This window comes from Corallococcus sp. CA041A (genome assembly GCF_003612075.1).
Lineage (GTDB): Bacteria > Myxococcota > Myxococcia > Myxococcales > Myxococcaceae > Corallococcus > Corallococcus exiguus.
This window is the reverse complement of sequence record NZ_RAWF01000128.1, coordinates 13763-27758: the sequence shown is the minus strand read 5'-3', so window position 1 is coordinate 27758 and position 13996 is coordinate 13763. Positions and strand designations below refer to the sequence as shown.

13 protein-coding genes are annotated in these 13996 nt (G+C 68.6%); 6 read left to right on the top strand and 7 right to left on the bottom strand.

What is annotated here, in order from left to right; translation table 11 throughout:
• The first annotated feature begins 227 nt into the window (after positions 1-227).
• Positions 228-1910: a glutamine--tRNA ligase/YqeY domain fusion protein gene (locus tag D7V77_RS22755; protein ID WP_120578392.1), complete on the top strand. Its 1683-nt coding sequence runs from the start codon at positions 228-230 to the stop codon at positions 1908-1910.
• A gap of 69 nt (positions 1911-1979) precedes the next feature.
• Here the strand turns inward: D7V77_RS22755 and D7V77_RS22750 are convergent, their stop codons facing one another.
• On the bottom strand, positions 1980-2465 hold the full coding sequence (locus D7V77_RS22750; RefSeq protein WP_120578391.1) for a GNAT family N-acetyltransferase: 486 nt from the start codon (positions 2463-2465) through the stop codon (positions 1980-1982).
• Between the two features lie 113 nt (positions 2466-2578).
• Positions 2579-3082 carry a DUF3592 domain-containing protein gene (locus tag D7V77_RS22745; RefSeq protein ID WP_120578390.1) on the bottom strand — a complete coding sequence of 168 codons (504 nt, stop codon included), beginning with the start codon at positions 3080-3082 and terminating at the stop codon, positions 2579-2581.
• A gap of 167 nt (positions 3083-3249) precedes the next feature.
• On the opposite strand from D7V77_RS22745, the gene D7V77_RS22740 reads away from it, so the two are divergent.
• Positions 3250-4083: a 3'(2'),5'-bisphosphate nucleotidase CysQ gene (locus D7V77_RS22740; protein WP_120578389.1), complete on the top strand. Its 834-nt coding sequence runs from the start codon at positions 3250-3252 to the stop codon at positions 4081-4083.
• On the opposite strand, the gene mug is transcribed toward D7V77_RS22740, so the two are convergent.
• Positions 4084-4638, bottom strand: a complete 555-nt coding sequence (gene mug, locus D7V77_RS22735; protein ID WP_283243294.1) for a G/U mismatch-specific DNA glycosylase — start codon at positions 4636-4638, stop codon at positions 4084-4086. It abuts the gene before it with no gap.
• Positions 4639-4779: 141 nt separating this feature from the next.
• Here mug and D7V77_RS22730 point away from each other — a divergent pair, with 141 nt between their 5' ends.
• Both D7V77_RS22730 and D7V77_RS22725 read left to right on the top strand, forming a co-directional pair.
• Positions 4780-6039 carry a glycosyltransferase 87 family protein gene (locus tag D7V77_RS22730; protein ID WP_120578388.1) on the top strand — a complete coding sequence of 420 codons (1260 nt, stop codon included), beginning with the start codon at positions 4780-4782 and terminating at the stop codon, positions 6037-6039.
• A 71-nt stretch (positions 6040-6110) separates the two neighbouring features.
• On the top strand, positions 6111-6419 hold the full coding sequence (locus tag D7V77_RS22725; RefSeq protein ID WP_120578387.1) for a hypothetical protein: 309 nt from the start codon (positions 6111-6113) through the stop codon (positions 6417-6419).
• A gap of 3 nt (positions 6420-6422) precedes the next feature.
• On the opposite strand, the gene D7V77_RS22720 is transcribed toward D7V77_RS22725, so the two are convergent.
• Positions 6423-6797: a DUF423 domain-containing protein gene (locus D7V77_RS22720; RefSeq protein WP_120578386.1), complete on the bottom strand. Its 375-nt coding sequence runs from the start codon at positions 6795-6797 to the stop codon at positions 6423-6425.
• A gap of 103 nt (positions 6798-6900) precedes the next feature.
• On the opposite strand from D7V77_RS22720, the gene D7V77_RS22715 reads away from it, so the two are divergent.
• Both D7V77_RS22715 and D7V77_RS22710 read left to right on the top strand, forming a co-directional pair.
• Positions 6901-7557: an SET domain-containing protein gene (locus D7V77_RS22715; protein ID WP_120578394.1), complete on the top strand. Its 657-nt coding sequence runs from the start codon at positions 6901-6903 to the stop codon at positions 7555-7557.
• A 51-nt stretch (positions 7558-7608) separates the two neighbouring features.
• Positions 7609-8544, top strand: coding sequence for an acyl-CoA dehydrogenase family protein (locus D7V77_RS22710; RefSeq protein WP_120578385.1), 936 nt, complete (start codon positions 7609-7611; stop codon positions 8542-8544).
• Between the two features lie 41 nt (positions 8545-8585).
• Here D7V77_RS22710 and D7V77_RS22705 read toward each other — a convergent pair whose 3' ends face one another.
• The 3 genes from D7V77_RS22705 to D7V77_RS22695 all read right to left on the bottom strand — a co-directional run bounded on the left by D7V77_RS22705 (position 8586) and on the right by D7V77_RS22695 (position 13988).
• A complete protein-coding gene (locus D7V77_RS22705; protein ID WP_126935172.1) occupies positions 8586-10271 on the bottom strand; it encodes a M12 family metallopeptidase in 1686 nt (561 codons plus the stop codon).
• Positions 10272-10436: 165 nt separating this feature from the next.
• The gene (locus tag D7V77_RS22700; RefSeq protein ID WP_233597166.1) at positions 10437-12125 is read right to left on the bottom strand and encodes a M12 family metallopeptidase; all 1689 of its coding nucleotides are present in this window, start codon (positions 12123-12125) and stop codon (positions 10437-10439) included.
• A gap of 168 nt (positions 12126-12293) precedes the next feature.
• A complete protein-coding gene (locus tag D7V77_RS22695) occupies positions 12294-13988 on the bottom strand; it encodes a M12 family metallopeptidase (protein WP_233597165.1) in 1695 nt (564 codons plus the stop codon).
• Between the last annotated feature and the right edge of the window lie 8 nt (positions 13989-13996).

Sequence of the window (13996 nt, the reverse complement as noted above, 5' to 3'; positions counted from 1 at the left end):
GTGCTGGTGCCCATGGGGGACGACGCGGCCATGGCCCATGCCCTGGGGCGGGTGGTGTCGGACGCGAAGTGGCGGGACGGGCTGCGCCAGCGGGCCCTGGACCGGGCGGACGAGTTGTCCGCTGAACGGGCGCTCAAGGCCTGGGAGTCGCTGCTGGCGGAGGTCTGACGCGGGGGGCAGGAAAACCTTGCTCCCCTGGTTCTGCTTCCCAGAGGATTCGCCCCATCATGACGACGACGAACGAGACGCAGGGCCTCAACTTCCTCCAGGAAGTCGTTGAGGAGGACCGGCGGACGGGAAAGCACGGCGGACGCGTGCACACCCGCTTCCCGCCCGAGCCCAACGGCTACCTCCACATCGGCCACGCCAAAGCCATCGTGCTGAACTTCGGGCTGGCGCAGCAGTATGGCGGCAAGTGCAACCTGCGCCTCGACGACACCAACCCGCTCACCGAGGACACGGACTACGTGGAGTCCATCCAGCGCGACGTGCGCTGGCTCGGGTTCGACTGGGACGACCGGCGCTTCTTCGCGTCCGACTACTTCGACCGGCTCTACGCCTTCGCGGAGCAGTTGATTTCGCAGGGCCAGGCCTACGTGTGCAGCCTGTCGCCGGAGGAGATCTCCCAGTACCGCGGCAACTTCACCACGCCGGGCAAGGACAGCCCGTACCGCACGCGCACGGTGGAGGAGAACCTGGACCTGTTCCGCCGGATGAAGGCGGGCGAGTTCCCGGACGGCAAGCACACGCTGCGCGCCAAGATCGACATGACGTCGTCGAACCCCGTGCTGCGCGACCCGCCCATCTACCGCATCCGGCACGCGCACCACCACCGCACGGGCGACACATGGTGCATCTACCCGCTCTATGACTTCGCGCACTGTCTGTCGGACGCCATCGAGGGCATCACGCACTCCGTCTGTACGCTGGAGTTCGAGAACCGGCGCGTGCTGTACGACTGGATCGTCGACGCGCTGATCAAAGGCGACCGGCCCAACCAGTACGAGTTCGCGCGGCTGAACCTCACCTACGCGGTGATGAGCAAGCGCAAGCTGCTCCAGATGGTGCAGGAGAAGCGCGTCTCCGGCTGGGATGATCCGCGCATGCTGACCATCAGCGGCCTGCGTCGCCGGGGCTACACGCCCGCGTCGCTGCGCGACTTCGCGAAGCGCATCGGCGTGAGCAAGTCCGACAGCCTCATCGACATGGGCGTGCTGGAGCTGTCCATCCGGGACGACCTCAACGAGACGGCGCCGCGCGCCATGGCCGTCCTGCGTCCGCTCAAGGTGGTGCTGGAGAACTACCCGGAGGGCCAGACGGAGGAGCTGGAGACGGCGAACCACCCGAAGCGCGAGGACATGGGCACGCGCAAGGTGCCGTTCATGCGCGAGCTCTACATCGAGGCGGACGACTTCCAGGAGGTGCCGGAGAAGGGCTTCTTCCGCCTGGCGCCGGGCAAGGAGGTGCGCCTGCGCTCCGCGTACTTCATCAAGTGCGAGAAGGTCATCAAGGACGCGGCGGGCAACATCACGGAGCTGCGCTGCACGTATGACCCGGCCACGCGCGGTGGCGACTCGCCGGATGGCCGCAAGGTGAAGGGCACGCTGCACTGGGTGCCGGGCAACGCGCCCGTGGCGCAGGTGCGGCTGTTCGACCGGCTCTTCTCGGTGGAGGCGCCGGACAAGGACGAGACCAAGGACTTCAAGGAGTTCCTCAACCCGAACAGCCTGGAGACCCTCACCGGCGCGCGCGTGGAGCCGATGCTCGCGGACGCGAAGCCGGGCGACCGCTTCCAGTTCGAGCGCCTGGGCTACTTCTGCGCGGACGCGGTGGACTCCAAGCCGGGCGCGCCCGTGTTCAACCGCACGGTGACGCTCAAGGACTCGTGGGTGAAGGAGCAGAAGAAGTAGGGCGCTCCCTCCCACGCCGCTGAATCATCACGGAGCCCCGGGTGGAAGCACCCGGGGCTTCGTCGTTTCTCATGAGGGCGGCGTCTCGCGGGTCATCTCCACCATGGTGGGACGCCAGCCCAGCCGCGCGAACAGGCGTTGCGCGGCTTCGTTCTTCGCGGCGGTGTGGAGCACCACGCGCGGCGCGCCCATCTCCGTGAGCCGCTGCACCATGGCCTCCGCGAGCAGCCGGCCGGTGCCGGTGCCGCGCGCCTTCGCCTCCACCCAGATGTCGTGCAGGGCGCCGCACTTGTCGAGGAGCATGTTCCAGTCCACGCCCTCCAGCCGGCCGTAGCAGTAGCCGACCACTTCGCCGTCCAGCTCGGCCACGAGCACCGCGGCCTCCTGCGGACGGCGCGCCTCCTTGCCCAGCCACCAGCGGTAGCCGGACTCCACGTCGTCCGGGATCATGAAGCGCTGCGGGTCGAAGCCGTGGTGCTGGCGCGCGAGCGCCGCGCCCATGCGGCCCAGCGCGGGCGCGTCCAGGTCCTTCGCGGGGCGGATGGTGACGGGCATGCGTTCTCCAGGAAGCGGGTGTCCGCTCCAGGTTGCGCATCGAGGGCCGCGTCTGTCGAAGCCTTCTGGCGAAAAGTGCTCAGCCGCCCACGCGGAAGGGGGCCCGGCGTCGCCTAACGGGCCTTCGCGCGCATCTGGGGGGCGGCGCGCTTGCCCTCGCGCAGGGTGGAGCGGGCCATCTCCACCAGGCCCCAGCCGGCCACGAGGGCGAACACCGCGCCTCCGAGTGCCAACAGGTAGTTCACGAGGCCCGTGTCTCCGCACTGGAGGCACGCCACGGACGGGTCCTCCGGCTCGTAGTGCAGCGTCACCGGGGCGCCGGCCGCGTAGTGGTGCGACACCGCCTGCGCGTCCGCGAGCCCGCCCGCGCCGTGGCCGTCGAAGGCCACCGTGTCGGAGGTGTACGGGACGCCGTTCACCTCGTAGCGGTAGCTCACGTCCGGGCGGAAGCTCACCGCGCGCTTGCTGCGCAGCGTCTCCACGCGGGAGCTCACCACGGTGCCCTGCACGGTGGGCCAGTCCTTGCTCACCTTCGAGCGGTACACCATCCGGCCGCCCGCGAACGCCAGCGCCACGCCGATGCCCAGCAGGGCCAGCCCCATCAGCCACTTCATCATCGTACGAGTCCTTGCTTGCCTCCCGCCGCGCTGCCCGGGCGAGGAAGGCGAATCCGCCTCGGAAGTGCAGTCCCCGGGCCAGGGCCGCTACCCCTGAGGGAGGGAGCCGCGAGGCGGGGCAGATTTCCCCACGGGGGCAATTCGCCCCGGTAGACTCACGGGCCTCCATGTCCGCACTCGCCCAAGAGCTTGAAGTGGCCCGGCGCATCGCCCGCCAGGCTGGTGACATCCTCCTGCAGGTCTACGCCACGGACTTCTCCGTCACGGACAAGGCCGGAGGCGCCGGGCCCGTCACGGTGGCGGACGAGCGCGCCAACGCCTTCATCGTGGGCGAGCTGCGCAAGGCCTTCCCGGCGGACGGCGTGGTGGCGGAGGAGAAGGAGGATGTCTCCGACGCCAAGCGCTTCAGCCGCTGCTGGTTCGTGGATCCGCTCGACGGCACGCAGGAGTTCGTGAACCGCAACGGCGAGTTCGCCATCCACATCGGCCTCGCCGTGGAGGGCCGGGCGGCGCTGGGCGTCGTCTACCGCGCGGTGGGGGACGTCCTGTACTCCGGCGTGGTGGGCGAGCAGGGCTACGTGGAGGACCCGCAGGGCCGCCGCGCGCTGCGCGTGTCGGACGTGGCGGACCCGGCGCAGCTGCGGCTCGTGGTGTCGCGCTCGCACCGCTCGAAGACGACGGACGCGGTGGTGCAGCGGCTGGGCATCACGAAGGAGCGGGAGTCCGGCTCGGTGGGGCTCAAGTGCGGCCTCTTGGCGGAGGCCCACTGCGACCTCTACGTGCACGTGAGCGACAAGAGCTACCGCTGGGACAACTGCGCGCCGGAGGCCGTCATCCGCTCCGCGGGCGGCGTGCTCACGGACCTGGCGGGCGACGCGTACCTGTACGACGGCTCCGAGCTCCAGAACCGCCGGGGCCTGCTCGCGTGCAACGCCGCCGCCTTCGACAAGGTGCTGCCCGTGGCTGCACAGGTGGCCCGCGAGGCCGGCCTGCTGAAGTAGTCAGCGCGTCTGGACCGCGCGGCACAGCTCGCCGTACAGCCGCGCGAGGTCCGGGAGTTGGTAGCTGGCGTTGAGCCCGCTGGGATTGGGCAGCACCCACAGTCGCGTGTCGCCCAGCGTCTCCTTCTGCGGTCCGAACTTCGCCTTTGGCCGCGAGAAGGCGGTGCGGTACGCGCCCAGCCCCAGCACCGCGAGGTACTTCGGACGGTAGCGTTTCACCTTGCGCGCCAGCGACTTCGCGCCTTCCGCGTAGTCCTCCGCGCCCAGCTGGTCCGCGCTCGCCGTGGCCCGGTCCACCACGTTGGTGATGCCCAGGCCCAGCGTCAGGAGCTCCGCCTGTTCCGCCGGCTTCAGGAGGCGCGGGGTGAAGCCCGCCGCGTGCAGTGACGGCCAGAAGCGGTTGCCCGGCCGCGCGAAGTGCACACCCACCACCGCGGAGTAGAGGCTGGGGTTGATGCCGCAGAAGAGCACCCGCAGGTCCGGTGCCAGCAGGTCCGGCATGGTGCGGCCGGTGGCGGCGAACAGCTCGTCCTTCGTGGGGCGGTGGAGCTTCATGGAGTGGGCAATCCAGGGCGGAACCTAGCGGGTCGGGTGCCGCCTCGCACGTCCATGCGCCTGGACGCGGTCCGGGCGGGGAAGGGGACGGATGCCTTTCCCAGCGACAGCGCCCGGTCCTCGGGGGCAGAGTGACACCTCGTGTCCGCATCGACATCGTCCGAGCCCTCGCGGCTGACGCACAGGCACTGGCTCGCGCTCGCGGTGGCCGTGTTGCCGTTGGCGCTCTACGCGTTCTCTCCTCGCGAGGGCGACCTGCCGCTGTACTTCCGGACGGCCCGCGCGTTCCTGGATGGCGCGGTCCCCAACCGCGACTTCCGCTTCGAATACCCGCCCTACGCGCTCCTGTGGTTCGTGCCCGCGACGTGGGCAGGTGGCGACCTGCGTGGCTTCATCCTCGCGTTCGGCCTCCAGCTCACGCTCATCGACGCGTTCATCAAGTGGCTGCTGCTGTCCGAGGGCGTGCGCCGGTGGGGCACGGCCTGGCGCGCGTGGGTTCCGTTCGCGGCGTACTCCGTCGTCAGCTGGCTCCAGAGCGTGCACTACCTCAAGCGCTACGACCTCATCCCCGCCGCGCTCGCGCTGGCCGCGTTGGTGGCCCTGATGCGCCGGCGCGAAGGCCAGGCGGGCGCGTTGCTCGCGGTGGGCACCGTCACCAAGCTGTACCCGGCCGTGCTCGTGCCGCTGGCCCTGGCCGTGTGCTGGCGCCGGGGCTCGAAGCCGACGCGGGCCCTGCTCACCGGACTGATCGCGGGCGTGCTGCCGCTCTTTCCCATGAGTCTCGTGTGGCCATGGTGGCGGTTCGCGGCCTTCCACGTCGAGCGGGGGCTCCAGGTGGAGGCCTTCAGCGCGGGCCTGCTCTGGGCCGCGCACCTGATGGGCTTCGCCCACGTCCAGTGGGTCCACGCTCCCGCCGCCTATGAGCTGCACGGCGCGGACGCCGAGATGGTTCGCGCTGTCACCCGCCAGGTGTGGATCGCGGGCCTGCTGCTGGCCGTGGCGGTGTCCGTGCGCGCCGCGTGGCGCAGGCCTCCCGTGCACATCGAGGACCTGGCCCGGCTGACGCTGGTGCCGCTCGTGGCCTTCGTCATCCTCAACCCGGTGTTGAGCCCGCAGTACCTCATCTGGCTCACCGGGGCCGCCGCGCTCGCGCTGCTCTCCGGAACGGTGGCACCGTCCGCCGTGCTGCTGGTGGCCGCCGCCATCACGCGCGGGCTCTTCGCGGGCAGCACCTACAAGACGGGCTGGCAGCCGTCATTCACGCTGCTGCTCTTCGCACGCAACGCGATGGTGCTCTACGCCGGGCTCGCCTGGGCCCGCGAGGCCTGGCGGTGGGGACGCCCTGGAGCCACGGCGCTTCCGGAGGCGAAGGACGCACCCGCGCCGACACCGCCCCCCTGAAGCCCGGTTGCCTGCTCTCCGTGGACCGGAGCACCGCTGCGAAGCCGGGCGCTCGTGGTTACAGGGAAGGCATGGCCCGTCCGGTGAACGTCAACGCCATGCTGCCCATCGAGGTGGAGTTCCAGCGCGAGCGCGCCTCCGGGTTGCGCCGCTCCGGCGACAAGCTGGAGGGCGCCCTCGCCCTGGTGGCCCAGGCGGAGAAGGAGCTGCGCGCCCTGCATGGCCTGTCGCGCATGGAGCGCTACGCGGCGTACCGCGCGCTCTGGAAGGAAGCGGAGCGGCTGCGCTGGAACCTCACCGTGCAGCGCGAGGCCTGTGGCCTGCGCAACCACAGCGACCTGGACCTCATCTACCCGCTGCCGCCCCTGCTGAGGGAGTGACGTTCACGGCGAGGTGCGCCACGCGGCGACGGCGAAGAGTGCCCAGCCAGCGAGGAAGGCCAGTCCGCCCAGCGGCGTGATGGCGCCCAGCACTCGCACGCCGGACAGGGCGAGCGCGTACAGGCTGCCAGAGAACAGGACGATGCCCGCGAGCATCGCCCAGCCCGCGGACTCCAGGAGCGCGGAGGGTCGCACCGTGCCCAGGAGCCCCACCGCCACCAGCGCGAGCGCGTGGTACATGTGGTAGCGCGCCCCGGTTTCGAAGATGACCTGCAGGTCCTGCGCGAGCCGGGCCTTCAGCGCATGCGCCCCGAAGGCGCCCGCCGCCACGGACAGGAAAGCGTTCACCGCGCCCACCACGATCCACCACCGCATCATCGAGTGCCTTTCTTCGCGCGCTTGACTGCGGCACGCTACACCGCGCCTCACGGCAGCGTCCTGGTTGAACACGCACCCGCCCCAGCCGCGCCCATCCCCGATGATGACTTCCCCTTCCTTCCAGCCGACCCCGTCGATTCCCTTCGAGCTGCGCCAGTCCCCCATCCAGGGCACGGGCGCCTTCGCCACCCGCCGCATCCGCAAGGGCGCGCGCATCATCGAGTACATCGGTGAGCGCATCACCCAGGCCGAGGCGGACGCCCGCTACGACGACGAGTCGATGGAGCGCCACCACACGTTCCTCTTCAACCTGGACGACGACACGGTGTTGGACGCGGGGACCCTCCACAACGAGTCGCGCTACATCAACCACTCGTGCGAGCCCAACTGCCAGTCGCTCATCGACAAGGGCCGCATCCACATCTACGCGCTGCGTGCCATCGAACCGGGGGAGGAGCTGTCGTACGACTACGCGTACGAGCGCTCCCCGGAGATGGAAGCCGACGCCGAGTCGCTCTACGTCTGCCGCTGTGGCACTCCCTCCTGCCGGGGCACCATCCTCGCCCCGGAGAAGAAGGCCCCCGCGCGGCGCAAGAAGGCCGCGCCGAAGTCCAAGTCGACCTCCAAGACCCAGGTCGCGTCGAAGTCCAAGTCCAAGGCCGCCAAGAAGTCGAAGGCCGCGCCGCCGGCCGCCGCGAAGAAGAAGCGGGGCACCCAGCGCGCGAAGTCTCCGGGCCGCGGACGCCGCGCCGCGAGCTGAAGCCTCAAACGGAAGCGCGCGCGCTCAGGAGCCGGGCATTAGAGTGGAAGCGTGAAAGACGTCCTGCGCTTCCTGCTCACCGAGGCCCCTGACTTCCCGTCGCTCGACTCCGTGGACGCCTGGTGGCGACGGCACCTCGCGGTGCTGCCGCGCTTCCAGGTGCCCGCGGACCTGGCGCTCGCCAGCGGCTTCCGGATGGACCGGATGGGGTTCGCTTTCTCCTCCGGCTACCAGGCCGCGCTGCGCTCGCTCTTCCCCCAGCTCCCGGCGGACCGGCGCGCCGCGCTCTGCGCCACGGAGACGGGTGGCGGGCACCCGAGCGCCATCGAAACGAAGCTCACGCCGAAGGGCGCGGGCTGGACGCTCGATGGCGTGAAGACCTACGTCACGCTGGGCACGCACGCGGAGGTGCTGCTGGTGGTCGCCTCCGAGGGCCGCGATGCCCAGGAGCGCAACCGCCTGCGCATGGTGCGGCTGGACGCGAGCACGCCCGGGGTGACCGTGGAGCCGCTGCCGCCGCTGGGCTTCGTGCCGGAGGTGCCGCACGCGGTGCTGCGGTTGGATGGCGTGGAGGTGGCGCCGGAGGACGTGCTGCCCGGAGATGGCTACACCCGCTACCTCAAGCCGTTCCGCACGGTGGAGGACTGCCACGTCAACCTGGCGGTGCTGGGCTGGCTGGTGAAGGTGGCCCGCCGCTGCGGCTGGCCGGTGGCGCTGCGCGAGGAGCTGGTCGCCATCGCGGTGATGATCCACGCGATTGCCCTGGAGGACCCCAGCGACCCGGCCGTGCACGTGGCGCTGGGCGGCGCGCTCGCGCAGCTGCACCGCGCGCTGGAGCGCTGCGAGGTGGCCTGGGAGGGCGTGGATGTGGAGATGCGCGAGCGGTGGCAGCGCGACCGGCGCCTGCTCGACCTGGCGTCCAAGGTTCGCGCGAAGCGGCTGGAGGTCGCGCGCCAGCGGCTGGCCGGCGGCGCGGGCGACGACTGAGCCGGGACGCTCGGGAGCGCCCCGGTCCAGAACCTCACGCCTTAGTAGAAGCGGTTGCCCTCGTTCCAGCCGCTCGCGTCCGTGAACGCCGTGCTGAACGTGGAGAACGCGCTCAGGGTCGTGCCACTGGAACGCCACACGGCGAAGGTCCCCGCCGGGTCTCGCGCCAGCAGGTCGTCGAAGCCGTCCCCATTGAGATCCATGGGGAAGTAGCGGTGGCCGAACTTCCAGCCCGCCCCATTCCTGAAGTGCGCCTCGATGCGGGTCGCGTCCTCGTTGAGCCTCGTCCCGTTCGAGCGCCAGAACTTCAGGTCTCCATTGGTGCGTCGCACCGCCAGGTCGTCACGGTGATCGCCGTTGACGTCCATCACGATGAAGCGATGGCCTTCGTCCCAGCCGCGCGCGTTGTCCAACTCGGTGGAGAACGTGTTGGAGAAGGCGAGCACCGAGCCATTGGAGCGCCACACCTCGAAGGCTCCCCAGCTGTCGCGGGTCACCAGCTCCTTCGCTCGGCGGCCCGTCGGAGAGACTGCACCGTCGACGTCCATGACGAAGAAGCGGTGGCCTTCATTCCACCCGTTGGTGTCGCTGAAGCGGGTGGTGAACGCGGCGCTGTAGGCCAGCGTCAGGCCGTTGGAGGCGTAGACCTCGAAGGCGCCATTGGCGTAGCGGGCCAGGAGGTCATCCTTCCCGTCGTCGTTGACGTCCATGACGAAGAAGCGGAGTCCCTCGTTCCAGCCGTTGGCATCCGTGAAGGCCGTGCTGGTGGTGCCGGCGAACGTGAACGTCGTGCCGTTGGACACCCAGGTGTCGAAGCCGCCAAAGGCGTTGCGCGCCAGCAGGTCGCTCTTGCCGTCGCCCGTGACGTCAGCCACCAGGAACCGGTTCCCGTCGTTCCAGCCCCAGGCGTCGGTGTACCCGGTGGAGAAGGAGCCCGAGTAGACCAGCGCGCTGCCATTGGAAAGCCAGACGTCGAAGGTGCCATCCGCATGCCGGGTGAGCATGTCGTCCATGGCATCGCCGTTGATGCGCATCCGCTGGAAGGACTGACGCGCGCCAGGAGTCACGCGCTCTCCGTAGAACTGCTGGACCCCCGCCCGGTCCCACTCGCTCAGCTCGCCGTCGCCGTTGCGGAGCGGGTTGCAGTAGTGCATGACGGAGTACACGTCCCAGGGCCCCACCGTCACGTCGCCATTCGATGACTGGGTAGCGCAGGTGTCACCTGGAGGCTTGTCTTCCCGGTTCTGCTCATGCGCGAAGCCGAGCGCATGGCCCAGTTCGTGGATGACCGTCGAGCGCACGCAGCGCTCCCGGGTGAAGTTAGACGGGCACTGCCAGCTCTGCCAGAGGTTGAAGTGGACGCCACGCACCCGGCCGGCGAGGTGGTGCCCGAACACATCTGTAGCCCCGCCATCATCCCGGAACTCCATCCGGAGGCCCTGGTTGTTGGAGGAGTTGCAACGGTTCCATCCCGTGAGGGTGATGTTGGCCTCCGTGCCCCAGCTGTCCTCCCACGCTTCACGGGCCCACTGCTTCTCCACGTCGTCCCCTGCGTCCTCCCAGCACACGGGGATCGTCATCGGGGTGAACCAGAGGGACTCGGTAATCACGTACAGCTCTTGCTTCGCGGAGGTCGTGAGGACCGGAGCCGCTTCGGCCGGCGCCGTCCTGTCCGAATCACAGCCGGCCAACGTGAGCGCGAGCAGTCCAACAGACTTTGCAAACACTTGCTTCAACGGGAACTCCTTCACCACGGGGTGGGAATGGAGTGTGTCTGGACTTGGGCTTGAAAAGCCAGCTCAAATCCCTGCACGTCCGCGTGACGCTTCCGTGACTGCGTCCGCCGACGCCCGGTGGCGTGTCCACGTCACCGGGGGGCCTGGTGGGTGTGACTAGTAGAAGCGATTGCCGGCGTTCCAGCCGTTCGCGTCCGTGAACGGCGTGGGGAACGTCGAGTAGTAGGCTAGGTTCCAGCTATTGGAACGCCACACGGCGAAGTCCCCTGAGGGGTCGCGCGCCAGGAGGTCGTCCCAGCCATCCCCATTGAGGTCCATGGGGAAGAAGCGGTGGCCAAACTTCCAGTTCGCCCCTGTCCGGAAGGGCGTCTCGAGGCGGGGAGGATCCTCCTCGATGAGGAACGTCCCGTTCGAGCGCCAGAACACAAGCTCTCCATCAGAACGTCGCACCGCCAGGTCGTCACGGTGATCGCCGTCGGGGTCCATCACGATGAAGCGATGGCCGTCGTCCCAGCCGCGCGCGTGGGTCAACCGGGTGGAGAACGTGTTGGCGAAGGCGAGCACCGAGCCATTGGAGCGCCACACCTGGAACACGCCCGCGCGGTCGCGGGTCACCAACTCCTTCGCGCGGCGGCCTGTCGCAGAGACTGCGCCGTCGATGTCCATGACGAAGAAACGGTGGCCTTCGTTCCACCCGTTGGTATCCGTGAGGAGTGTGGTGAACGCGGCGCTGTAGGCCAGCGTCAGGCCGTTGGAGGCGTAGACCTCGAAGGCGCCATTGGCGTAGCGGGCCAGGAGGTCATCCTTCCCGTCGTCGTTGACGTCCATGACGAAGAAGCGGAGTCCCTCGTTCCAGCCATTGGCATCCGTGAAGGCGGTGCTCGTGGTGCCCGCGTACGTGAACGTCGTGCCGTTGGACACCCAGGTGTCGAAGCCGCCAAAGGCGTTGCGTGCCAGCAGGTCGCTCTGGCCGTCGCCCGTGACATCGGCCACCAGGAACCGGTTGCCGTCGTTCCAGCCCCAGGCATCGGTGTACCCGGTGGGGAAGGAGCCCGCGTAGGCCAGCGTGAGGCCTGTGGAAAGCCAGATGTCGAAGGTGCCATCCGCGCGCCGGGCGAGCAGGTCGTCCTTGGTATCGCTGTTGATGCGCATCCGCTGGAAGGACTCACGCGCGCCAGGAATCACGCGCGCGCCGTAGTACTGCTGGACCCCCGCCCGGTCCCAGTAGCTCAGCTCACCGTCGCCGTTGCGGAGCGGATTGCAGGAGTGCATGACGGAGTCCCTGTCCCAGGACCCCACCGTCACGTCGCCATTCGAGCCCTGGGGGGCGCAGATGATCTGCGAAGGCTTGTCCGTCCGGTTCTCCTCATGCGCGAAGCCGAGTGCGTGGCCCAGTTCGTGGATGGCCGTCGAGCGCACGCATTGTTTCCGGTTGAATTCAGTCGTGCAGTTCTCGCTCACCCAGGTGTTGAGCTGGACGCCGTACCCCAGACCATTGAGCAGGGTGCCGAGATGCACCACGTGGGCGCGAGCGTCCCGCATGTTCATCCGGAGGCCCTGGGCGTTGGATGCGGTGCAAGGGCCCCATCCCGTGAGGGTGATGTTGGCCTCCGCGCCCCAGGTGTCTTCCCACGCTTCTTTGGCCCACTGCTTCTCCTCCGTGTTCCCCGTCTCCTCCCAGCACACGGGGATCGTCGTCGGAGTGGACCAGAGGGTGCTCGTTGCCACGTACAGCGCTTGCTTCGAGGAGGTCGTGAGGACCGGGGCCTGTTCAGCGGGCGCCGGCGTTTTGGAATCACAGCCGGCCAGTGCGAGCGCGAGCAGTCCAATAGACTTCGCAAACACTTGCTTCAACGGGAACTCCTTCACCACGGGGTGGGGAATGGAGTGTGTCTGGACTTGAGCCTGGAAGGCCAGCTCAATCCCTTGCACGCACGCGTGATGCTTTCGTGACCAGGGACCGCGGGCACCCGGTGGCGTTTCTCACGTCACCGGGGGTCCTGGTGGATGTGACTAGTAGAAGCGATTGCCCTCGTTCCAGCCGTTCGCGTCCGTGAACGGCGTGGGGAACGTCCAGAGTTGGATCAGGCTCGTGCCAGTGAAATTCCACACGGTGAAGGTCCCCGACGGCTCACGCGTCAGGAGTTCCAGCCGGCCGCTTCCATCGAGGTTCATGGGGAAGAAGCGGTGGCCGAACTTCCAGCCCGCCCCCGTCCGGAATGGCGTCTCGGCGCGTGCCGCTTGCTCGACGAGCGCCGTCCCGTTGGAGCGCCAGAAGGACAGGTCTCCATCGGAACGCCGCGCCACCAGGTCGTCGCGGTTGTCGTAGTCGACGTCCATCACGATGAAGCGATGGCCCTCGTCCCAGCCGCGCGCGTTGTTCAGCATCGTGGAGAACGCGCTGGCGTAGACGAGCACCGAGCCATTGGAGCGCCACACCTCGAAGGCGCCGCCTCCGTCGCGAGTCAGCAACTCCTTCGAGCGGCGGCCCGTCGTGGGAGAGATGGCACCGTCGATGTCCATCACGAAGAAGCGGTGCCCCTCGTTCCACCCTTCATCGTCGCGGAAGCGGGTGGTGAACGCGGCGCTGTAGGTCAGCGTCAGCCCGTTGGAGGTGTAGACCTCGAAGGCGCCGTTGGCGTAGCGGGCCAGGACGTCATCCTTCCCGTCGCCGTTGACGTCCATGACGAAGAAGCGGTGGCCTTCGTTCCAGCCGTTGACATCCGTGAGGGCCGTGCTGGTGGTGCCGGCGTACGTGAACGTCGTGCCGTTGGACACCCAGGTGTCGAAGCCGCCAAAGGCGTTGCGTGCCAGCAGGTCGCTCTGGCCGTCACCCGTGACGTCAGCCACCAGGAACCGGTTGCCGTCATTCCAGCCCCAGGCGTCGGTGTAGCCGGTGGAGAAGGAGCCCGAGTAGACCAGCGCGCTGCCATTGGAGAGCCAGATGTCGAAGGTGCCATCCGCGCGCCGGGCGAGGAGGTCGTCCCTGGCGTCGCCGTTGATGCGCATCCGCTGGAAGGACTCACGCGCGCCGGGCAGTTCGCGCGCTCCGTAATATTGCTTGACCCCCACCCGGTCCCAGTAGCTCAGCTCGCCGTCGCCGTTGCGGACCGGATTGCAGTAGTTCATGACGGAGTCCCAGTCCCAGGGACCCACTGTCACATGGCCTTCCGACCCCTGGGTATCGCAGGTGGCCGTCGGAGGCCTGTCATCCCGGTTCTGCTCATGCGCGAAGCCGAGCGCATGGCCCAGTTCGTGGATCACCGTCGAGCGCACGCAGCGCTTCCGGGTGAAGAGTCCGTCTTCGTCGCATTGGCCATTCGGCCACAAGTTGAAGTGGACGGCGCGCTCCTGGCCCTGAAGGAAGTACCCGAGATGATCCACGGCCGCGCCTTGATTCCGGAACTCCATCCGGAGGCCGTGGTCATTGGAGGAGTTGCAGCGGTCCCATCCCGTGAAGACGAAGTTGGCCTCCGCGCCCCAGCTGTCCTCCCACGCCTCACGCGCCCACTGCTTCTCCAGGTCGTTCCCCGCGTCCTCCCAGCACACCGGGACTGTCGTCGGGATGTACCAGATGGCGTCGGTGGCCACGTACAGCTCTTGCTCCGCGGAGGTCGTGACGACCGCAGCTGCTTCGGTCTCCGCCATCCTGTCCGAATCACAGCCGGCCAACGCGAACGCGAACAGTCCAACAGACTTCGCAAACACTTGCTTCA

Bases quoted from the DNA above. Each gene is read 5' to 3' on its own strand.
- D7V77_RS22725 (WP_120578387.1), top strand. From the start codon at position 6,111: ATGGCCCGTCCGGTGAACGTCAACGCCATGCTGCCCATCGAGGTGGAG.
- D7V77_RS22715 (WP_120578394.1), top strand. From the start codon at position 6,901: ATGACTTCCCCTTCCTTCCAGCCGACCCCGTCGATTCCCTTCGAGCTG.
- D7V77_RS22720 (WP_120578386.1), bottom strand. From the start codon at position 6,797: ATGATGCGGTGGTGGATCGTGGTGGGCGCGGTGAACGCTTTCCTGTCC.
- mug (WP_283243294.1), bottom strand. From the start codon at position 4,638: ATGAAGCTCCACCGCCCCACGAAGGACGAGCTGTTCGCCGCCACCGGC.
- D7V77_RS22755 (WP_120578392.1), top strand. From the start codon at position 228: ATGACGACGACGAACGAGACGCAGGGCCTCAACTTCCTCCAGGAAGTC.
- D7V77_RS22740 (WP_120578389.1), top strand. From the start codon at position 3,250: ATGTCCGCACTCGCCCAAGAGCTTGAAGTGGCCCGGCGCATCGCCCGC.
- D7V77_RS22750 (WP_120578391.1), bottom strand. From the start codon at position 2,465: ATGCCCGTCACCATCCGCCCCGCGAAGGACCTGGACGCGCCCGCGCTG.
- D7V77_RS22745 (WP_120578390.1), bottom strand. From the start codon at position 3,082: ATGATGAAGTGGCTGATGGGGCTGGCCCTGCTGGGCATCGGCGTGGCG.